A 16,729-nucleotide genomic window follows, 5' to 3' on the forward strand; every position below is an offset into this window, starting at 1 on the left:
GACGACAGTAGGACCCATCCCGGATGACCTGCGTCCGGGATACACCGAACCCCGGGGGTTTCAGTGTGCGAGTTTGAGGCCGACGACCGCGCCCACGATGACGACCAGCAACACGACCTTGAGCAGCGACGCGGACTCGGTGCCGGTGATCATCGCGTAGGTGACGGTGAGCGCCGCGCCGATCCCCACCCATACGGCGTAGGCGGTGCCCACCGGTAATTGCTTCATGGCCACAGCCAGCCCGACCATGCTGAGTACGAGCGCCACCCCGAAGACGACCGTCGGTGTGAGCCGCGAGAACCCAGCCGATCTGCCCAGGGCCGTGGCCCAGACAGCTTCCAGCACACCGGAGATGACGAGAATGATCCAGGACATCACAACGCTCCGTCGTGGCCGTCTTGTCGCACACCGGGTACGGCACCCTCGTCCGGGAGCCGCCCTGGCGGCTCTGCCCCCATGCTCGCAAGGTTCGTGCACGAACCCAACCCCTGACGCCCGGTGGTGATCAACGCCACCACCGACTCCCGTTGCCGACCAGGGTGTTACCGGCGACGATGGCGGCCCCGAGTCGCCGGGCATCGTGCAGACGGTGTGGCTGAACCAGATGCCGTTCCGCAGGAGCTTCGTGCCGCAGGTGATGCCGGCGCGGTGAGCCTCGTTGCTCGTCTCCTCAGGAAGCGGGCCGATGGCCCGCATCTCGCTCAGACGGGGATGAGCAGGGGTCGCAGCGCCTGGAGCAGCGCGGCCGCGGCGACGGCCTCTTCCCCCGGCTGCTGGGCCGTCTCGAACTCGGCGATCTCGAGCCCGACGAGCTCCGACTCGGCGAGCACGAGGACGGCTGGGTGCAGATCATCGAGGGTGAGACCGTCGGGGACGTGGTAGTCGGTCGGGACCGTGCCCGGTTCCAGGACATCGCAGTCGAGGTGTACGTACACCGGCCGGCCGGCCACCGCTGCTCGGAGGCGGTCGGGAAGATCGGCGCCCGGCGCGACCAGAGCGACGGTCCCGTCGTCGACCCGTCGCTGCTCGGCCGGGTCCAGGTCACGGGTGCCGACGAGGATGACCTGATCGGACCCGAGGCCGCCGCCCAGACCGGTGTCCCACCAGCCCATCGGGCCGGACAGGGCGAGTCCACCCAGATAGCCGGTGGTGGTGTCGTCGGGGGTGTTGATGTCGGCATGGGCGTCGAACCAGACCACGACAGCATCCGGCCGGTGCGCGGCAACCCGGGGGAGGGTGGCCAACGCGACCGCGCACCGGGTCAGCGCGGTGACCGGAACGTGGTGGGCACCAAGGACTTCCTCGTACCGGGCGGCCATGGCGGTGAGGTCGGCTCGAGCGGCGTCGAGCTCGTCCTGCCAACCCGTACCGAGTGCCGGTGCCGGTACGCCGACGGTCACCGGCACGAGTCCGAGGTGCTCTGCGACTGCCGCGCCGACCACCTCCGACCCGGCCATCGCGCGGTCATTGTGGTCTCCGACCCGGCCCCGGAACACGGTCACGGCGAAGGTGGTGGTCCCCATCGGGAGATGTTCGCACACTCGGCCCGGACGTCCTGCAGAGCGAGGGTGGACCCCGTGGGAACTTGGCGGCGCCCGCGGCGATCTGCTCACCGCTCCAGCTCAGCTCCTGCAGGCCCCATCACCGGTGTGGATCGGGGCCCGATCAGCGATCTGATCGATCGGTGTCCGTGCGATGGGTGAACGCATCGCTCCGCACCCGGATCTGTTCCGCGTTCACACCGGTGATGCTGGAGTCCACGCCAGGTTCGGGGCTCGCGGGTCCCGCCGCCGATCGGTGTGCGCCGAGCCGACCGGGCGTCACCTCAGGTCGTAGACAGCGCGGGCTTCGACGATCTGCGGGACGTGGTGCTCCGCCCACTGCTTGAACGAGTGCACGACGTCGACCAGGGACGCCCCGAGCGTGGTCAGGGTGTACTCGACGGTCACCGGGACGGTCGGCTCAACGGCGCGGTCGACGAGACCGTCCCGCTCCAGCGAGCGCAGCGTCTGGGTCAGCATCTTCTGGCTGACACCGGCGATCCGCCGCGCCAGCGCGGAGTACCGCGAAGGTCCGTCCTCGTCGAGCGCGCACAGCACGAGGGTGACCCACTTGTCCGAGATGCGATCGAGCAGTTGTCGACTCGCGCACTGGGCGAGATAGGCGTCGTAGGCAACCCGTTCGGCGCGTCGCCGCGCGGCGGCGCCTGTCGTCCGTCGACCGGTGACGCTGACTGCCGCTGTGGGGGTGCTGGTCACGATCTCCTCCTCGAGAATGAGCTGATCAGGCCACTCTCCTTCGGGTGCCCTACGCACTTCAAGGTGCCTACTTCCCATCGGAGAGGGTGTCGGCCCAGTGTGGACCCTGACAGACCGCCCGACAAGAGGGTGGCGCGAACAACAGGAGAGTCCCACCATGATCGCAGCAGTGTTCACCACTCCTGGTGGCCCCGAACAGATCGAGCTCATCGAGGTGGATGTGCCCGTCCCCGGTGCCGGAGAGGTGCTGATCCAGGTCGCGGCCGCAGCCGTCAATCCGGTCGACCTGCAGACCCGTGGCGGGATCTACCACGACTTCGGCTGGGTGCATCAGCCCGAGCACACCGGGCTCGGCTGGGATGTTGCCGGCATCGTCACCGCGGTAGGCGCCGACGTCGACCCAGCATGGGTCGGGCGGAGGGTGGCCGCTCTGGCCGCCGGGGTCGATCGGGCCCTGGGTGCCTACGCCGAGTCGGTGGTGGTGCCGGTCACCGCTGTTGCCGGGGTTCCGGAAACGCTGGAACTCGTAGCGGCGGCGACTGTTCCGTTGAATGCGCTCACCGCCGACCAGGCCGTCGAGAGCTTGGGAGAGGCCGGCGGGACGCTGGTGGTGACCGGGGCCGCTGGGGGAGTCGGCGGCTACGCGCTCAGCTCAGCTGCGGACCGAGGATGGTCCGTCATCGGGCTGGCCCGGGAGTCGGACAGCGCCTTTGTCGAGGGTGCGGGAGCCCGGCTGGTCACCGACCTGTCCGCGCTGTCCGAGCAGGTCGCCGCCGTGGTGGACGCCGCCGGCCTGCGGGAGGCGGCGCTCGCGGTGGTGGCTGACCGCGGACGCTACGTGGGTCTCTCACCGGCTGCGCCGGTCGAGGCCGTTCGCGGGATCACCAGCTCCGACGTGTTCGTGACCGCGGACGCGGACGGTCTCGCCGCTGCGTTGCGGCGCACCGCGGACGGCGTGCTCCCGGCGCGCATCGCCCGGGAGTTCCCGCTGCGGGATGCCGCCGACGCCCATCGACTGCTCGAACAGGGAGCGGTCCGGGGCCGGATCGTGTTGCGGCCCTGATCCGGGCGCCCCGGTCCGGCCTGACCGGCCCGCTGCGCCGCGGAAGACCTGCTGTTGCTCACAGCGCCCTTCGCCGGCGACCATCCGTTCTCGGTGCGGGACGCCCCCGCCGGCCACCTGGTGCAACCGGCGGCCGTCCCGACGCTGCAGATCCCGTGCGCGGTAGTTCCCTGCGCCGCAGCGGATGGCGTCGAGGCGGGCCCGTTCTCAGACGGCGGTGAGCAGGTGCCGCAGTGCGACGACCCCGTCCCGCAGCCGGGATTTGAACGCTGCCGAGGTGATTCCGAGGGTCTGCGCCGCTGTAGCGTTGGTGTTCCCCTCGAGATAGACCAGGCGCAGCGCCTGGCGCTGCAACACCGACAGCTGGGGCAGCCCGGCATGGATCCGTTGCGCCGCATCGTCGCGGTCGTCGCTCTCGGCGAACAGGTCCCGTGCGGCTTCACCTGATCTGTCCGCTGGTCCGCTCTCGCGTCGCTTGGAGGTCTCCAGTCGTCGGACCCGATCGACGGCTCGTGCATGGGCCAGGCGCAACATCCAGGCGATGGCCGGGGACTGTGCGGGGTCGAATCGGTACGCGGTCTGCCAGATCTCGAAGTAGAAATCCTGGGCGATGTCCTCGGTCTGCACCCAATCGATGACGGTCCGTCGGATTCTCCCGCGGATTCTGGTGATGCTGATGCGGTAGAGCTCGACGAAAGCGGCGCGATCGTGTTTGCCCACCGCCACCAGCAGATCGTCCAGGCGCCGGACGTCTTTCGCGTCGATGCGAACGACCGTCATCTCGTTGTGCACTAGGGGTTCCCTCGACTGCGCCCGCGCCTCGTCATGTGTAGAGCCTAGAGGGCGATGCGGCCGCGGCACGCCATTGGGGGTGGACATTCGTCTCCACAAAATGACGTCGCCGCGTCATCAACGGGTCGATGTTCACCGTAGGTGTTCGAGTACCGGAAAATGCGGACGGATGCCATCGAAAGACGGACACACCAGACATCGGGTCACTCTCGGTTGTTTCCTACTTCACGATGCGAAAGGTCTGCAGTATCGGGTCGGCTGCATAGGCGACACGGGTGCCGCGCCGCGCCAGCGTCTGCAACCAGTGCACGATCTCCGTCGTGATCACCTCGCCGGGCATCAGGACCGGCACGCCGGGTGGATAGGGCGCAACCACCTCGGCACACACCCGGCCCGCCGCCGCTGCCGCCGGCACCGCGATCTGATCGGCGAAGAATGCCTCCCTGGGCGTGAGCGCCTGATCGGTGTCCGGCAGCGGAGCGGCACGAACGGGCCGAGCGGCGCCGGTCGTGTGCGCGCGGATCGACCGCTCCAGGGCACCGAGCAGGGGTTCCAGATCGGCTGCGGTGTCCACCATCGTCACGATCGGCACGAGCATGTCGCGATCGGCCAGCTCGACCGGGATCCCGTCGCGCAGCAGATCCTGCTCGACCGCGATGCCGTCCACTCCGGCGCCCGCAACGATCACCACCAGCTTCGCGGGATCGAATCGTCCGACCGGGAAATCCTCCGGACCGGGAACCTGCACCCCCGACAGCGCCCGGAGCCGGGTCCGAGCCGCACGGACGCGCTCGGCAAGCTGCCCCAGGAGCATTGCCCCACGGGACTCCAGCAGCGCTCGAGACGCATCGATCGACGCCAGGATGGAACCCGCAGGGCTGGTGGTGTGGCACGCATCGACAGCGCGGTCCAGCCGATCGCGGTCCAGTCGGGTGGTCCGGGCGACGATGAGGCAGGCCTGACTGTAGGCGGGCAGGGTCTTGTGGGCGCTCATCACCACGGCATCGGCGCCGAGCTTGACGGCCTGCTCCGGATAGCCTGCGGCCCAACCGAAATGGGCGCCCCGGGCCTGATCGACGATCACCGGCACCTCGCTCCGGTGCGACAGGGCGATCAAGGTGGGCAGATCGGAGGTCACTCCCAGATAGGCCGGCTCGGTGAGGAACACCGCTACCGGCGAGTGCACCTCGAGAGCATCCTGCAGGGCACCGGCTTCGACGCCGGCGGGGGTACCCCAGCGCGCGTCGGTGCTCACCGGCAACCACACCGGCGTCAGCCCGGCCAGGACCAGGCCGAGCAGCGTCGAACGGTGCGCGGTGCGGGCGACGAGGACCGTGTCGCCCGGCTTGCCGACGGCGAGCGTCATCGCCTGGTTGCCATGGGTTGAGCCGCCGGTGGAGAAGCGCGCCCAGTCGGCGCCCCAGGCGTCGGCGGCGCGTCGTTCGGCAGCAGCCAGTCGATCCGCGGAGAGCTTGACCGAATCGAGACCGCCGTACAGCGGAACATCGGAGTCGAGCAGCGCGCCGAGCGTCGCATCCAATCGGCCGGCCAGGCCCTGGTGGCCGGGGATGGTGAACGGGTGGTGAGTTCCGCGGAACCGGTGCCATCTGCTCAGCAGCTCCGCATCCAGTTCGACCGATGCTTCGTTGCTGCTCATCCGATCATGGTGCACCACGGTCGGTGTCGGGCAGCGGGCGCCGCACCTTCCGTGATGCACTGGAGGCCGCACGGCGGCGCGTCGATGCGCAGCAGGGAGGGCGAGATGGACGGCACCCACGAGGAGTCGGCCGGGCAGGCCGGGACCCTGTCCGGCGTCCTCACCCGGGCTCAGTTGGGTGAGCTGTACACCGGCCCACCCGCTGAGTTCGTCGTCCGCCGGAAGAATCTCGTGGCAGCCGTGCGCGCCGCGGGAGACAAGGAGGCGGCGCGAGCTGTTGCGGCGCTGCGCAAACCGACCACCCCCGCCTGGGTCGTCAACCTGCTGGCCGAGGACGGCCGGACGGCTCCGGAGCTGCTGGAGCTCGCCGCCGAGATCGCCGCCGCGGTGACCGCAGGGGAGCGTGCGGAGCTGCGCACACTCGCTGCGGCGCAGCGGATCCTGGTGATCGACGTGCTGGAACGCGCGGCCGAGCTCGCGGCTGCGTCCGGGACGACGATCCCGCCCGCCGCCGCAGAAGTCGTGGAGGCAGCCGTGCGAGGAGTCCTGACCGACCCCTCGACAGCCGAGCAGCTGTTCACCGGGGTGCTGGTCGAGCTTCCCGATCCGGACGATGCCGAAAGCCTCCCCGAACTGGCTATCCGTTCCCACTCGCCCCAGCAGCAGGGGGCACCGGCTGCGCCGCGGAAGAACACCCGTTCAGCGCCGGACCGCGCGTCCGCGGCTCCCGCACCTGCATCGGCACCGGCGACGGAACGGAAGCGTCACTTGCGTGCGGTGCGGGACGCGAGCGCCGCCGTCCGGACCGCGGAACGTGCTCGCGCCCGGTCGGCGGACTCGGTGAGTGATCTGCAGGACGAGCGTGACCGGCTCGGTCGCGCGCTGGAGGACCTCGAGCGTCGACTCACCGGCGCTCGGGACGATCTGCACGCTGCCGAGGCGGAGGTGTCGCGCGCTGAGCAGGCCCACCGGCAGGTCGAGGCATCCGAGGACCGGTGAAGTCGGGCCGGTCACTGCACCAGGCTGCGTACCCCGGCGATCGAGTGGAACACCCGCGCGGGCAGAACCCGGTTCAGGGAACCCGACTCAGGGGGCAGGAGCGAACCGAATCACGCGGTCCGCGCCGTCGTTGTTGCTGGTGGTGATCCAGAGCGATCCGTCGGTGCGGCCCATCACGGCGCGGATCCGACCGAAGGTTCCCTGCACGATGCTCTGCCGGCTGACGACCCGGTTGTCGACGATCTTCATCTTCCACAGCCGCGTGCCGCGCAGGGCGCCGACGTAGTACGTCCTCGCGCTGCCGGATCCGACCGAGCTGATGCCGGACGGCGAGGCCTCCGACGTCAGCCAGGTCTGGATCGGGTTGGTGTACCTGGGGTCGGTGCAGCGACCCTCGCAGCTCGGCCAGCCGTAGTTCAGGCCACCCGACCGGATCCAGTTCACCTCGTCCTGGTCGTTCTGACCCAGCTCGGTCGCGTAGACCGTCCTGCCGTCGGGCGCCGGAGTGAGGCCCTGGACGTTGCGGTGGCCCATCGTGAAGACCTTCCCCCAACGGTTTCCGGCCGAAGGCGTGCCGTCGTACCGCACCCGGAGCACTTTTCCGTTGAGCGACGAGGAGTACTGCGGCAGGGTCGTGTCGCCGGCGTCACCGGTGCCGATGTAGAGGTCGTTGCCCATCACCAACAGTCCGCCGCCGTTGTGGTTGCCGGCTTTGCGGATGGTGGTGACGATCGGCCGGGGTGCAGCAGTGCTGCCGGCGAGCATCATGGCGACCCGGTTGTCGTGTGCCGTCGTGTAGTAGACGAAGTACCGCCGGTCCTTCGGAAACCCTTGGGAGAGAGCGATTCCGAGCAGGCCACCCTCGCCGGAGGCGACCACGCCCGGTACCGTTGTGTAGAGCTGTTTGGGTGTTCCGGGCTTCACGCGGTAGATCCGCCCGGTGTTCCGCTCGGTGACCAGAGCGGCTCCGTCGGCGAGCGGGACCATGGCCCAGGGCACCTGGAGACCGGTCGCTACGTCCGACGAAGCTGCGGCGAGCACCGCGCTGGTGGCACGGGCCGGATCAGTTGCCGCAGCAGACGATCCGACGGTCACCGTGGTGCTCATCAGGACGGCGGCGGCGACGGCTGCAAGACGGGGGAGTGACGGCATCGTTGACCTCCAGCAGGTTCGGTCCTGGTGACGCTACGTCATCGCGCGGTGATCGGTCTACGGGCTCGAGGCGGCTTGTGCAACCGGATCCCGGCACGCGGGACGAACCGTTGCGACCCTCCGCGTCCGGCCCGTGATCCACTGACCCGATCCGCAACAGCAGGGGGGATCGTGAGGATTCGACCACTGTCGACCGGACGCCGGGCGGCCCGGCGGGGGATCGGTCCGGCCGGACACGCGCTGGTAGCGAGCGGGATCGTGCTGTCGGGCTCGGCGTGCGCCGACACTGGATCGTGCTGGACACCGAGGACCTGCACGGGACGCTGTACCTCGACAACCCGCCCGGCTCCGGCTCCGGGTGGCAGTGGAACTACTGACCCTCGGTCGGGGTGCGCCGGCTCGACGTCGATTCCGCCGGTCGTTTCTTCTTGGGCTTCGAACGATCGCCTGAACGTCCCTTGTCGGCTGCGGGCGCGATGACCTGCGCGGTGCGCAGAGCCTCGGTCAGTTCAGCCAGATCGCCACGGAGCCGGTCCATCTCGCTGCGCAGGTAGTCGCGGGTGGTGACGTCGCCGACCTTCATCCGCAGCGCCGCCAGTTCGCGGGCCAGGTACTCGGTGTCCGCTTTCGTCTGGGCGGCGCGCGCCCGGTCCTCGTCCATCGAGATCCGGTCGCGGTGGTCCTGTCGGTTCTGTGCCAGCAGGATCAGTGGCGCAGCGTAGGAGGCCTGCAGGCTCAGCGCCAGGGTCATGAACTGGAACGGGTACGGATCGAAGCGCAGGTCGGTGGGCACGCTGATGTTCCAGACGAACCACGCGATGACGAAGACCGACATCTGCAGGATGAACTTCGACGTGCCCATGTACCGGGCCGTGCTCTCGGAGAATCGACCGAAACTGTCGCCGTTGATGCCGAGTCTGGGAACGAACGACGTCTTGACGTACGGGTCGCTCAGCGAGTTGCGCGATGTCGGCTTGGTCATGATTCCCCCTCGGGGCGGCTGGGCGGGTAGGAGACGCGGGCGGCTGGGCGGGCAGGAGATGCGGGCGGGGATGCGGGGCGAGTGGGCGTGCAGCGTGATCCGGTACTGCGCGACGTGGCAGTGATGCAGGAGAAGCGGGTCAGTGTTGCTCGGTCAGCGATGCGTCGTCCTCGCTGAGCATGTCGTTCAGCCCCTGTTCGCGCCAGTTGTCCGGGAGCAGGTGGTCGAGCACGTCGTCGACAGTGACGGCGCCGAGCAGGTGGTCCGCATCGTCCAGGACGGGTGCGCAGACGAGGTTGTAGGTGGCGAAGAACCGGGTGATCTCGGCGAGCGACGCTTCGGCCGAGAGTCGGGCCATGTCGGTGTCCAGCACGCCGGCCACCAGTTCGAACGGGGGTTCGCGGAGCAGCCGCTGGGTGTGCACGCACCCCAAATACCGTCCGGTGGGTGTCGACTGGGGTGCTCGCACCACGAACACCATCGAGGACAGAGCGGGAGTGTGTTCGGGAGACCTGATGCGCGCCAACGCTTCTGCGACGGTGGCATCGGGAGTCAGGATGATCGGCTCCGGCGTCATCAGACCGCCGGCCGTGTGCGAGGAGTACTGCATCAGGCGGCGGACGGGCGCCGATTCCTCCGGCTCCATCAGCTCCAGCAACCGAGCCTGCACCCGGGGTGCCAGCTCGAAGAGCAGGTCGGCGGCGTCATCCGGGTTCATCGCCTCCAGGATGTCGGCGGCGCGATCCTCGTCGAGATGGGTCAACAGGTCCTTCTGGTCGTCCTCGGGCAGCTCCTCCAGGACGTCGGCGAGCCGCTCGTCCGGAAGGGCATCGGCCAGCTCGTACCGCCGGGCCGGGGGCATCTCGCGCAACGCCGTCGCGGCGTCCGCCGCCCGCAGGCCCTCGAAGTTGAGCAGCATCTCCTGGGTTCCGATGTTGCCGCCGGCGAGCAGGGTGGTGACCTCGTTGCCGCGGACGTCCGCCCACCCGACGACCTGCACAGCGGCCCGGCGGGCGAGGCGCCCTCGTTCGCGCAGGGCGAGTCGGGTGATGCCCCAATCGCGGGTGCGGCTCTGTTCCATCGCCGCGTCGACGATCATCACTGCGTCCTGGGTGGTGGCGACCCGCACCTTCGCTCCCACCAACTGGCCCTGGACCAGCAGCTCGATGGGGCGTTGCTCGAAGGCACGGATGCTGACCTGGGCCGTCGACAGGGTGATGGCATGCGTCTCGATGGTCGAGACCCGGCCCATCGGGACGAAGATCCGCCGGCGAGTGGGTAGCTCCACCACGATCCCCAGTACTCGTGGCGGCTGCCGGTCGACCCGCAGTGCGACCACCACGTCGCGCATCCGGCCGATCGACTCGCCACCGGGACCGAGCACCGGTAGCCCGGTGAGGCGCGCGACGAAGACGCGGGGGGTGGGGGCCATACGACCAGCGTATGACCAGCGGGCTCAGGAAAAATGCGTAGGGTGGCGTGGGCTGGGAGCCGGTGGGGACCGCGATGGTTCGCACTCGGCTGTCCCGGCCCGACCTGACCGTCCGTCCCGGAGGATTGAACTGCTCATGCGCGTCCGCGCCGCCGCACTCGCCGGCTCCGTTGCCCTTGCCGTTCTGCTCGCCGGATGTGGGGGCGGCGACTCCGGGTCTCCGGCCACCAGCGGCGACGCCACCAGCTCCGGTTCGTCCACCTCGGGTTCGGCCTCCTCATCAGACGGGTCCTCGTCGCCGTCGTCCTCGGCAGCGGCCCCGAACCCAGGTCCCGAGGTTCCCCCCGCGACCACGATCGCGCCGGCGGTCGCGAAGGACCTGATGCCGACCGCCACCGGTGGGTTCGGTGACAAGCCCGTGATCACCTTCCCGAAGACTCCTGCGCCCAACTCCTTGCAGCGGGAGATCCTCACCGAGGGCACCGGCGCCGTCGTCAAGTCCGGCGATTTCCTGTCCGCCAGCTACCTCGGTGTGGTGTGGGGTGCGGACAAGGCCTTCGACAACTCCTACGACCGCAAGGCCCCCAGCACCTTCCAGATCGGCGCCGGGAAGGTCGTGCCCGGTTGGGACACCACCCTGGTCGGGCTGAAGATCGGCAGCCGCGTGCTGATCAGCCTGCCGCCTGCTGATGGCTACGGCTCGACCGGCAACAGCGGCGCCGGGATCAAGGGCACCGACACCATCGTCTTCGTCGTCGACATCGTCGACACCATCCCGTCCGACCGCGGAGGGGAGGTCGACGCCAAGCCCGTGCCGACCCTTCCGACGGGGATTCCGCAGGTGGCGGGCAAGCTCGGCGAGCGGCCGACCATCACCATCCCGAAGGGCCAGGCGGCACCGACCACGGCCAGGGCCATCGTGTTGGCCACCGGTACCGGCCCGAAGCTGATCGCCGGCGAGAACATGCTGGCCCAGTACGAGCTGGTGACCTGGGACGGCACCCAGAAGCAGGGCACCTGGCCGGTCGCCAACGCCACCACGCCCGACGAGGAGTCCCGCACCGGGCTGCAGTCGATCCCGCTGCAGGCGGGCAGCCCGTTCGAGAAGCTGGTTGGCTTGAACATCGGTAGCCGCGTTCTGCTGCTGGTCCCGGCGACCGCCGACTCCACCGGCAGCGGAGGCGGGACCCCCGCGCTGGCCGCGGTCGTCGACATCGTCGCCAAGGGCTGATCAACCGTCCGTCACGTGCCGTGCCCCCGTCAGCATCGCGGCGGGGGCACGGTCATGCCCGGGCCCGTGCCAGCCGACACGTGAGGACGGCCAGCACCGCTCCGATGAGGATCGTCACCAGCCCACCGGGTACCGCGACTATCTTCCGGCTGTTGGCGAGCGTGGCGAAGCCGAGCAAGCACCCGATCGCCAAACACCAGCAGAACACCTCGGTGACGGTGACGAGCGCCCGCGGCCGTGACTGCGGAGCGGAGCCGCCGGCAAGGGAGACGGAGAGGATCAACACGACGCAGATCAGCACCATGACGATGGGGATGTACCAGCCGGGACCGGTGTCCCAGGAACCATCGGAGTCCAGTAGATCGGGTTCGTACTCCGGGTCCAGCACCTGGAACAACGTCAGCGACCTGTCGTCCCCCGACACCGGGATGAACACCTTCATCAAGAGGCCGATGAACATCAGCAGGGCAGCGAGTGTGGCTCCAGCACCCAGCATCAGCTCGATCCCGGCGCCCCGGACGTCGCCCTGGGCGTTCACCCGCGCTTCCAGTCGGCGGATCTCCTTACGGTCCGACGCCAGCTGCTGACGCAGTGCGACGAGATCATTCGATCCTGGTCCGTCGCTGGTCGCCTCGGATTCTGGTGGGGGTGGGGTCTGGTCGGTCACGGGTGATCCGGCCTCTCTGGTGGTGTCGCGGGGGAGTCCGGGTGGATTCGTTACCGTTGGAGCATGCAACACCCTGTCCGTTCCCGGTTGCTGTTCGACCTGATCGGCACTGCAGCCAGGCTCGGCCTGACGGCCGTCTGGTTCCTCTCCGGTTTCGCGAAGGCCGCAGACCCGCGTCAGACGTTGGTCGCTGTGCAGGGATACCAGGTGCTGCCGGACGGCCTGGCGCGGTCGGTCGCCGCGGTACTGCCGTACCTCGAGATCGCGCTCGGGCTGTTGCTGCTGCTCGGGATGGTGACCCGGTATGCCGCGCTGGCCAGTGGTCTGCTGCTGCTGGTGTTCATCGCTGGGGTGATCTCGGCCGCGGCCCGCGGGCTGAGCATCGACTGCGGGTGCTTCGGTGGTGGCGGCCAGGTATCCGCTGGTGCCACTGCTTACACCGCAGAGATCTTGCGCGACACCGGTTTCCTGGTGCTCGCTGTCTGGCTCGTGATCCGGCCACGAACCTGGCTGTCGATCGACGCGCTGGCCCGCCGGAACCAGGACTTCGATGACGTCGAAGACGAGCAGGACGTGGACGACACCAGCTTCAGCCACGGTGTCCGGCGGTCCGGCCGCTGACAGTTCGTGCGCGTCGTCACCCTGGCCCGCAGTCCGCCGAGCGCGCTGCGGCGAAACGCCCAGGCATAGTGGAGGGGATGCCGCTCCGGCATCGCACCCCGCACCAGGAGGACGAGCACGTGGCGAAGAGCCGGGCACCCAGGCCGAATCCGAGCAGGACGCCGGCGCAGAAACGGCCGTCCGGCGCCGCCGGCTCGACAGGGTCCCGACCGTCCTCAGCGACGTCGAGCGGGCCCCGGGCGCCGCAGTCGAAGGCCGGCCGGCAGTCGGTGGCCGCCGCCCGCAACTCCGGTGGATCGAATCGCACGCAGCTGATGATCGGCGGCGTCGCGATCGTGGTGATCGTCGCGGTGATCATCGTCGGCCTCGTCCTGAACAAGAAAAACACTGCCGTTCCGGCCGACGGCTACGGCGACTCGAAGGCCTCGATCGCCACCGTCGCCGATGGCGTCATCACCATCTCCGCCGGAACTCCCCAGACGAGCATCGACGTCTTCGAGGACGCGATGTGCCCGGCCTGCGGATCGTTCGAGCACCAGTTCGGGCAGCAGATGGCCCAGCTCGCCGACGAGGGAAAGCTGGGCGTCCGCTTACACATGCTGAACTTCCTCAACCGCGCCTCGTCCTCCGGTGACTACTCGACCCGCGGCGCTGCTGCGCTGCTGGCGGTGGCCACCGAGGCCGGCAGCCAGCCGGGACTGTTCCTCAAGTTCCACACCGCGCTGTTCGCGGAGGGGACCCAGCCGAAGGAGAACAGCGGCTCCGACCTGAGCAATGCCCAGCTCGGCGAGGTGGCGAAGACCGCAGGCGTACCGGACGCCGTGGTCGCCTCCATCGCTGCGGGCAAGTACGTCGAGGCTGCCGCTGCCAACGCGAAGACCAGCCAGACAGCGATCCAGGCTGCGGTCGGCGAACAGTGGGCAACACCGACCGTGCTGCACGACAACAAGCCGCTGGCCCTGAACTCCCCGGACTGGCTGACCACGCTGACGGCCTGACCGTGTCACCGGGGGCCGCCGAACGGCTGTCTCCCGGCCGATAGGCTGCTGGTCGTGTCGAAAGTACTCACATCCCTGCCCGCCGGCGAGAAGGTCGGCATCGCGTTCTCCGGTGGACTGGACACTTCGGTGGCCGTCGCCTGGATGAGGGAACACGGTGCCGTGCCTTGCGCGTACACCGCAGACCTCGGCCAGTACGACGAACCCGATCTGGCCGGCGTGCCGGGCCGCGCCGAGCAGTACGGCGCCGGCATCGCCCGGATCGTCGACTGTCGCGCTGCCCTGGTGGAGGAGGGCCTGGTCGCCCTCGCCTGCGGCGCATTCCACATCCGCTCCGGTGGTCTCCCGTACTTCAACACCACACCGCTGGGACGGGCCGTCACCGGCACGTTGCTGGTGCGAGCGATGCTGGACGACGACGTGGCGATCTGGGGCGACGGGTCTACGTACAAGGGCAACGACATCGAGCGGTTCTACCGCTACGGGCTGCTCGCCAACCCGCGGCTGCGGATCTACAAACCGTGGCTGGACGAGGCATTCGTCGCCGAGCTCGGCGGGCGGACCGAGATGTCGCAGTGGCTGACGGCCCGCGACCTGCCCTACCGCGCCTCGCAGGAGAAGGCCTACTCGACGGACGCCAACATCTGGGGTGCCACCCACGAGGCCAAGACGCTCGAGTTCCTGAACGAGTCGATCGAGATCGTCCAGCCCATCATGGGAGTCGCGCACTGGGATCCGTCGGTCGAGATCGAGCCCGAGGTGGTGACGATCGGATTCGAGCGCGGCCGGCCGGTGAGCATCAACGGCGAGACCTTTGGCAGCCCGGTCGATCTGGTGGACGAGGCCAACAAGATCGGCGGCCGGCACGGCCTGGGGATGACCGACCAGATCGAGAACCGCATCATCGAGGCGAAGTCCCGCGGGATCTACGAGGCCCCGGCACTTGCCCTGCTGCACACCGCCTACGAGCGCCTGGTCAACGCGATCCACAACGAGGACACCCTGGCCACGTACCACTCCGAGGGGCGCCGGCTCGGCCGGTTGTTGTACGAGGGACGGTGGCTGGATCCGCAGTCGCTGATGCTCCGGGAGTCGCTGCAGCGCTGGGTGGGTTCGGCGGTCACCGGCTCGGTGACGCTCCGCCTGCGGCGCGGCTGGGACTACTCGATCCTCGACACCCAGGGTCCGATGCTGAGCTACCACCCGGAGAAGCTCTCGATGGAACGTGTCGAGGACGCCGCCTTCGGGCCGACCGACCGGATCGGTCAGCTGACGATGCGCAACCTCGACATCGCTGATTCGCGCGCCAAGCTCGAGTACTACGCATCGCTCGGTCAGCTGGACGCCGAGCAGACCCTGGTGGGCCGCCTCGAGCAGGGCGCCTCGGCAGCCATCGCCGAGCTCAACTCCTCCTCGCAGCCCGACGAGGGCGTTGACGGGGCCACCGAGCGGGCCGCGATGGAGTTCGGCGCCGACTGATCTTCCGGTGATCGCGCAAACGAGGAACGAGCGCGTCGAGATCCCGTCAGGTCACGACCGGTCTGGATTCTTGTTGTTGCTGGTCACAGGTGCTGTCGCTGGCATTGAGGACGTCCTTCTTGCCAGCAGTTGCCCTTTCGGCCAGCGACCGGCAGTGACTGGCTTTCGTGACGCTGACCTGCGCAGACAGCATCGACCCCGGCCGATTAGGAACCGGCGACGGGTCCTTGATAACCTTGTCCAGCAGTTGAGCATGGGGCTGTGGCGCAGCTGGTAGCGCATCACACTGGCAGTGTGAGGGTCAGGGGTTCGAGTCCCCTCAGCTCCACCAACGAACCAGGACCGGGACGGCAGTATCGTCCCGGTCCTGATTCGTTATCGGGCACAGCGACTTGAAGGCGGCCCCATTCGGTGAGCGCCAGCGAGCCGAAAGGGATCCCCTCAGCTCCACCAACGCATCAGGACCGGGACAGCAGTAGTGTCCCCGTCCTGATGCGTATCCCGAGACGTCAGGACGTCGCGATCAGTGCGATCCCCGCCAGCACGATCACGGCTCCCACCAGCTTGCGGAGCGGTCGCGGCTCGTGGAACAGCCACCACGCCAACAGTGATCCGATCACGATGCTGGACTCGCGGACGGGCGCAACGAGCGCGACCGGGGTGGTCCGCATCGCCTGCAGCACCAGGATGTAGGCGGCGGGCGAGAGCACGGCAACCACCGCCACCTCACGCCACCAGCGACGCAGCACCTGCAGCGGACGCACGGCCTGGCGGTGCAGACCGGGGCTGAGGATCAGCGTCTGCCACGCCGATCCGAGGGAGAAGTAGGTGATCGGCGCGAGCGCGAGCGACGTCACCGAATGGTTGTCCCACAACGTGTACGCCGCGATCATCAGTCCGGTGGCGGCTCCGTACCTCAGTCCGGCGACGGCACGACTGCGGTGTCCCGCGCTTCGTCCGGTGGCGACCACGGCCACGCCGGCGATCACGGTCAGGCCGCCCAGCGCCGCGATCCAGCCCGGTCGCTCGCCGAGCACGAGCAGTGCGTAGGCCATGGTCAGCAGCGGACCGGTACCGCGCGCGACCGGATAGACGACGGACAGATCAGCCCGGTCGTAGCCGGTCTGCAGCGTCAGGGCATAGCCGATGTGCAGGACCGCCGAGACCAGGGGCCCGACCAACAGCCCCCATGACCACGGCCAGCCCGCCTGGGCGAGCACGACGAGCCCGATGGGCAGCCAGATCACCGCGGAGAACGCGTTGTACCACCAGACGAAGCTGTACCCGTCGCCCTGCACGCGCTTCGCGGCGATGTTCCAGACTGCGTGGAAGAGCGCTGCGATGAGGATCAGGACGAGTGCTGAACCGGTCACAGCGACCCGAGCCGCCTGGTGGGCC

At 68.9% G+C, this 16,729-nt stretch carries 16 protein-coding genes, 1 tRNA gene and 1 riboswitch; of the genes, 7 read left to right on the plus strand and 10 right to left on the minus strand.

The window, feature by feature from the left end; translation table 11 throughout:
* Positions 1 to 60: 60 nt before the first annotated feature.
* The 3 genes from ABLG96_RS08420 to ABLG96_RS08430 form a co-directional block, all read right to left on the minus strand.
* Positions 61 to 375 carry an SMR family transporter gene (locus tag ABLG96_RS08420; RefSeq protein WP_353650902.1) on the minus strand — a complete coding sequence of 105 codons (315 nt, stop codon included), beginning with the start codon at positions 373 to 375 and terminating at the stop codon, positions 61 to 63.
* Between the two features lie 11 nt (positions 376 to 386).
* Positions 387 to 452, minus strand: a riboswitch (guanidine-III (ykkC-III) riboswitch).
* Between the two features lie 249 nt (positions 453 to 701).
* A complete protein-coding gene (locus tag ABLG96_RS08425; RefSeq protein ID WP_353650903.1) occupies positions 702 to 1,523 on the minus strand; it encodes an arginase family protein in 822 nt (273 codons plus the stop codon).
* 297 nt (positions 1,524 to 1,820) lie between these two features.
* Positions 1,821 to 2,258 (minus strand): helix-turn-helix domain-containing protein, encoded by a 438-nt coding sequence (locus ABLG96_RS08430; RefSeq protein ID WP_353650904.1) that lies wholly within the window; start codon positions 2,256 to 2,258, stop codon positions 1,821 to 1,823.
* A gap of 157 nt (positions 2,259 to 2,415) precedes the next feature.
* Here ABLG96_RS08430 and ABLG96_RS08435 point away from each other — a divergent pair, with 157 nt between their 5' ends.
* Entirely contained in the window at positions 2,416 to 3,321 is a 906-nt protein-coding gene (locus ABLG96_RS08435) for a zinc-binding dehydrogenase (RefSeq protein ID WP_353650905.1), read from the plus strand.
* Between the two features lie 207 nt (positions 3,322 to 3,528).
* Here the strand turns inward: ABLG96_RS08435 and ABLG96_RS08440 are convergent, their stop codons facing one another.
* Entirely contained in the window at positions 3,529 to 4,101 is a 573-nt protein-coding gene (locus ABLG96_RS08440) for a sigma-70 family RNA polymerase sigma factor (RefSeq protein WP_353650906.1), read from the minus strand.
* Positions 4,102 to 4,333: 232 nt separating this feature from the next.
* Entirely contained in the window at positions 4,334 to 5,770 is a 1,437-nt protein-coding gene (locus ABLG96_RS08445) for a hypothetical protein (RefSeq protein ID WP_353650907.1), read from the minus strand.
* Between the two features lie 105 nt (positions 5,771 to 5,875).
* Between ABLG96_RS08445 and ABLG96_RS08450 the strand changes: the two genes are divergently transcribed.
* Positions 5,876 to 6,769 carry a hypothetical protein gene (locus ABLG96_RS08450; RefSeq protein WP_353650908.1) on the plus strand — a complete coding sequence of 298 codons (894 nt, stop codon included), beginning with the start codon at positions 5,876 to 5,878 and terminating at the stop codon, positions 6,767 to 6,769.
* 87 nt (positions 6,770 to 6,856) lie between these two features.
* Here the strand turns inward: ABLG96_RS08450 and ABLG96_RS08455 are convergent, their stop codons facing one another.
* From ABLG96_RS08455 to ABLG96_RS08465, 3 genes are all read right to left on the minus strand, one after another.
* Positions 6,857 to 7,921, minus strand: a complete 1,065-nt coding sequence (locus ABLG96_RS08455; protein WP_353650909.1) for a PQQ-dependent sugar dehydrogenase — start codon at positions 7,919 to 7,921, stop codon at positions 6,857 to 6,859.
* 370 nt (positions 7,922 to 8,291) lie between these two features.
* Positions 8,292 to 8,903, minus strand: coding sequence for a DUF1003 domain-containing protein (locus ABLG96_RS08460; RefSeq protein ID WP_353650910.1), 612 nt, complete (start codon positions 8,901 to 8,903; stop codon positions 8,292 to 8,294).
* 139 nt (positions 8,904 to 9,042) lie between these two features.
* Positions 9,043 to 10,335, minus strand: coding sequence for a CBS domain-containing protein (locus ABLG96_RS08465; RefSeq protein ID WP_353650911.1), 1,293 nt, complete (start codon positions 10,333 to 10,335; stop codon positions 9,043 to 9,045).
* 136 nt (positions 10,336 to 10,471) lie between these two features.
* Here ABLG96_RS08465 and ABLG96_RS08470 point away from each other — a divergent pair, with 136 nt between their 5' ends.
* Positions 10,472 to 11,566: an FKBP-type peptidyl-prolyl cis-trans isomerase gene (locus tag ABLG96_RS08470; protein ID WP_353650912.1), complete on the plus strand. Its 1,095-nt coding sequence runs from the start codon at positions 10,472 to 10,474 to the stop codon at positions 11,564 to 11,566.
* A gap of 52 nt (positions 11,567 to 11,618) precedes the next feature.
* Here the strand turns inward: ABLG96_RS08470 and ABLG96_RS08475 are convergent, their stop codons facing one another.
* On the minus strand, positions 11,619 to 12,233 hold the full coding sequence (locus tag ABLG96_RS08475) for a hypothetical protein (RefSeq protein ID WP_353650913.1): 615 nt from the start codon (positions 12,231 to 12,233) through the stop codon (positions 11,619 to 11,621).
* A 63-nt stretch (positions 12,234 to 12,296) separates the two neighbouring features.
* Here ABLG96_RS08475 and ABLG96_RS08480 point away from each other — a divergent pair, with 63 nt between their 5' ends.
* The 4 genes from ABLG96_RS08480 to ABLG96_RS08495 all read left to right on the plus strand — a co-directional run bounded on the left by ABLG96_RS08480 (position 12,297) and on the right by ABLG96_RS08495 (position 15,662).
* Positions 12,297 to 12,854, plus strand: a complete 558-nt coding sequence (locus tag ABLG96_RS08480; protein WP_353650914.1) for a MauE/DoxX family redox-associated membrane protein — start codon at positions 12,297 to 12,299, stop codon at positions 12,852 to 12,854.
* Positions 12,855 to 12,931: 77 nt separating this feature from the next.
* Positions 12,932 to 13,852 carry a thioredoxin domain-containing protein gene (locus ABLG96_RS08485; RefSeq protein ID WP_353650915.1) on the plus strand — a complete coding sequence of 307 codons (921 nt, stop codon included), beginning with the start codon at positions 12,932 to 12,934 and terminating at the stop codon, positions 13,850 to 13,852.
* 54 nt (positions 13,853 to 13,906) lie between these two features.
* Positions 13,907 to 15,331: an argininosuccinate synthase gene (gene argG, locus ABLG96_RS08490; RefSeq protein WP_353650916.1), complete on the plus strand. Its 1,425-nt coding sequence runs from the start codon at positions 13,907 to 13,909 to the stop codon at positions 15,329 to 15,331.
* 255 nt (positions 15,332 to 15,586) lie between these two features.
* Positions 15,587 to 15,662, plus strand: a tRNA-Ala gene (locus ABLG96_RS08495).
* 178 nt (positions 15,663 to 15,840) lie between these two features.
* Here the strand turns inward: ABLG96_RS08495 and ABLG96_RS08500 are convergent.
* The gene (locus tag ABLG96_RS08500) at positions 15,841 to 16,704 is read right to left on the minus strand and encodes an EamA family transporter (RefSeq protein WP_353650917.1); all 864 of its coding nucleotides are present in this window, start codon (positions 16,702 to 16,704) and stop codon (positions 15,841 to 15,843) included.
* Positions 16,705 to 16,729 lie beyond the last annotated feature (25 nt).

Source organism: Nakamurella sp. A5-74 (assembly GCF_040438885.1).
Taxonomy (GTDB): Bacteria; Actinomycetota; Actinomycetes; order Mycobacteriales; family Nakamurellaceae; genus Nakamurella.

Bases quoted from the DNA above. Each gene is read 5' to 3' on its own strand.
- ABLG96_RS08420 (WP_353650902.1), bottom strand. From the start codon at position 375: ATGTCCTGGATCATTCTCGTCATCTCCGGTGTGCTGGAAGCTGTCTGG.
- ABLG96_RS08425 (WP_353650903.1), bottom strand. From the start codon at position 1,523: ATGGGGACCACCACCTTCGCCGTGACCGTGTTCCGGGGCCGGGTCGGA.
- ABLG96_RS08435 (WP_353650905.1), top strand. From the start codon at position 2,416: ATGATCGCAGCAGTGTTCACCACTCCTGGTGGCCCCGAACAGATCGAG.
- ABLG96_RS08440 (WP_353650906.1), bottom strand. From the start codon at position 4,101: ATGACGGTCGTTCGCATCGACGCGAAAGACGTCCGGCGCCTGGACGAT.
- ABLG96_RS08445 (WP_353650907.1), bottom strand. From the start codon at position 5,770: ATGAGCAGCAACGAAGCATCGGTCGAACTGGATGCGGAGCTGCTGAGC.
- ABLG96_RS08450 (WP_353650908.1), top strand. From the start codon at position 5,876: ATGGACGGCACCCACGAGGAGTCGGCCGGGCAGGCCGGGACCCTGTCC.
- ABLG96_RS08455 (WP_353650909.1), bottom strand. From the start codon at position 7,921: ATGCCGTCACTCCCCCGTCTTGCAGCCGTCGCCGCCGCCGTCCTGATG.
- ABLG96_RS08460 (WP_353650910.1), bottom strand. From the start codon at position 8,903: ATGACCAAGCCGACATCGCGCAACTCGCTGAGCGACCCGTACGTCAAG.
- ABLG96_RS08465 (WP_353650911.1), bottom strand. From the start codon at position 10,335: ATGGCCCCCACCCCCCGCGTCTTCGTCGCGCGCCTCACCGGGCTACCG.
- ABLG96_RS08470 (WP_353650912.1), top strand. From the start codon at position 10,472: ATGCGCGTCCGCGCCGCCGCACTCGCCGGCTCCGTTGCCCTTGCCGTT.
- ABLG96_RS08480 (WP_353650914.1), top strand. From the start codon at position 12,297: ATGCAACACCCTGTCCGTTCCCGGTTGCTGTTCGACCTGATCGGCACT.
- ABLG96_RS08485 (WP_353650915.1), top strand. From the start codon at position 12,932: ATGCCGCTCCGGCATCGCACCCCGCACCAGGAGGACGAGCACGTGGCG.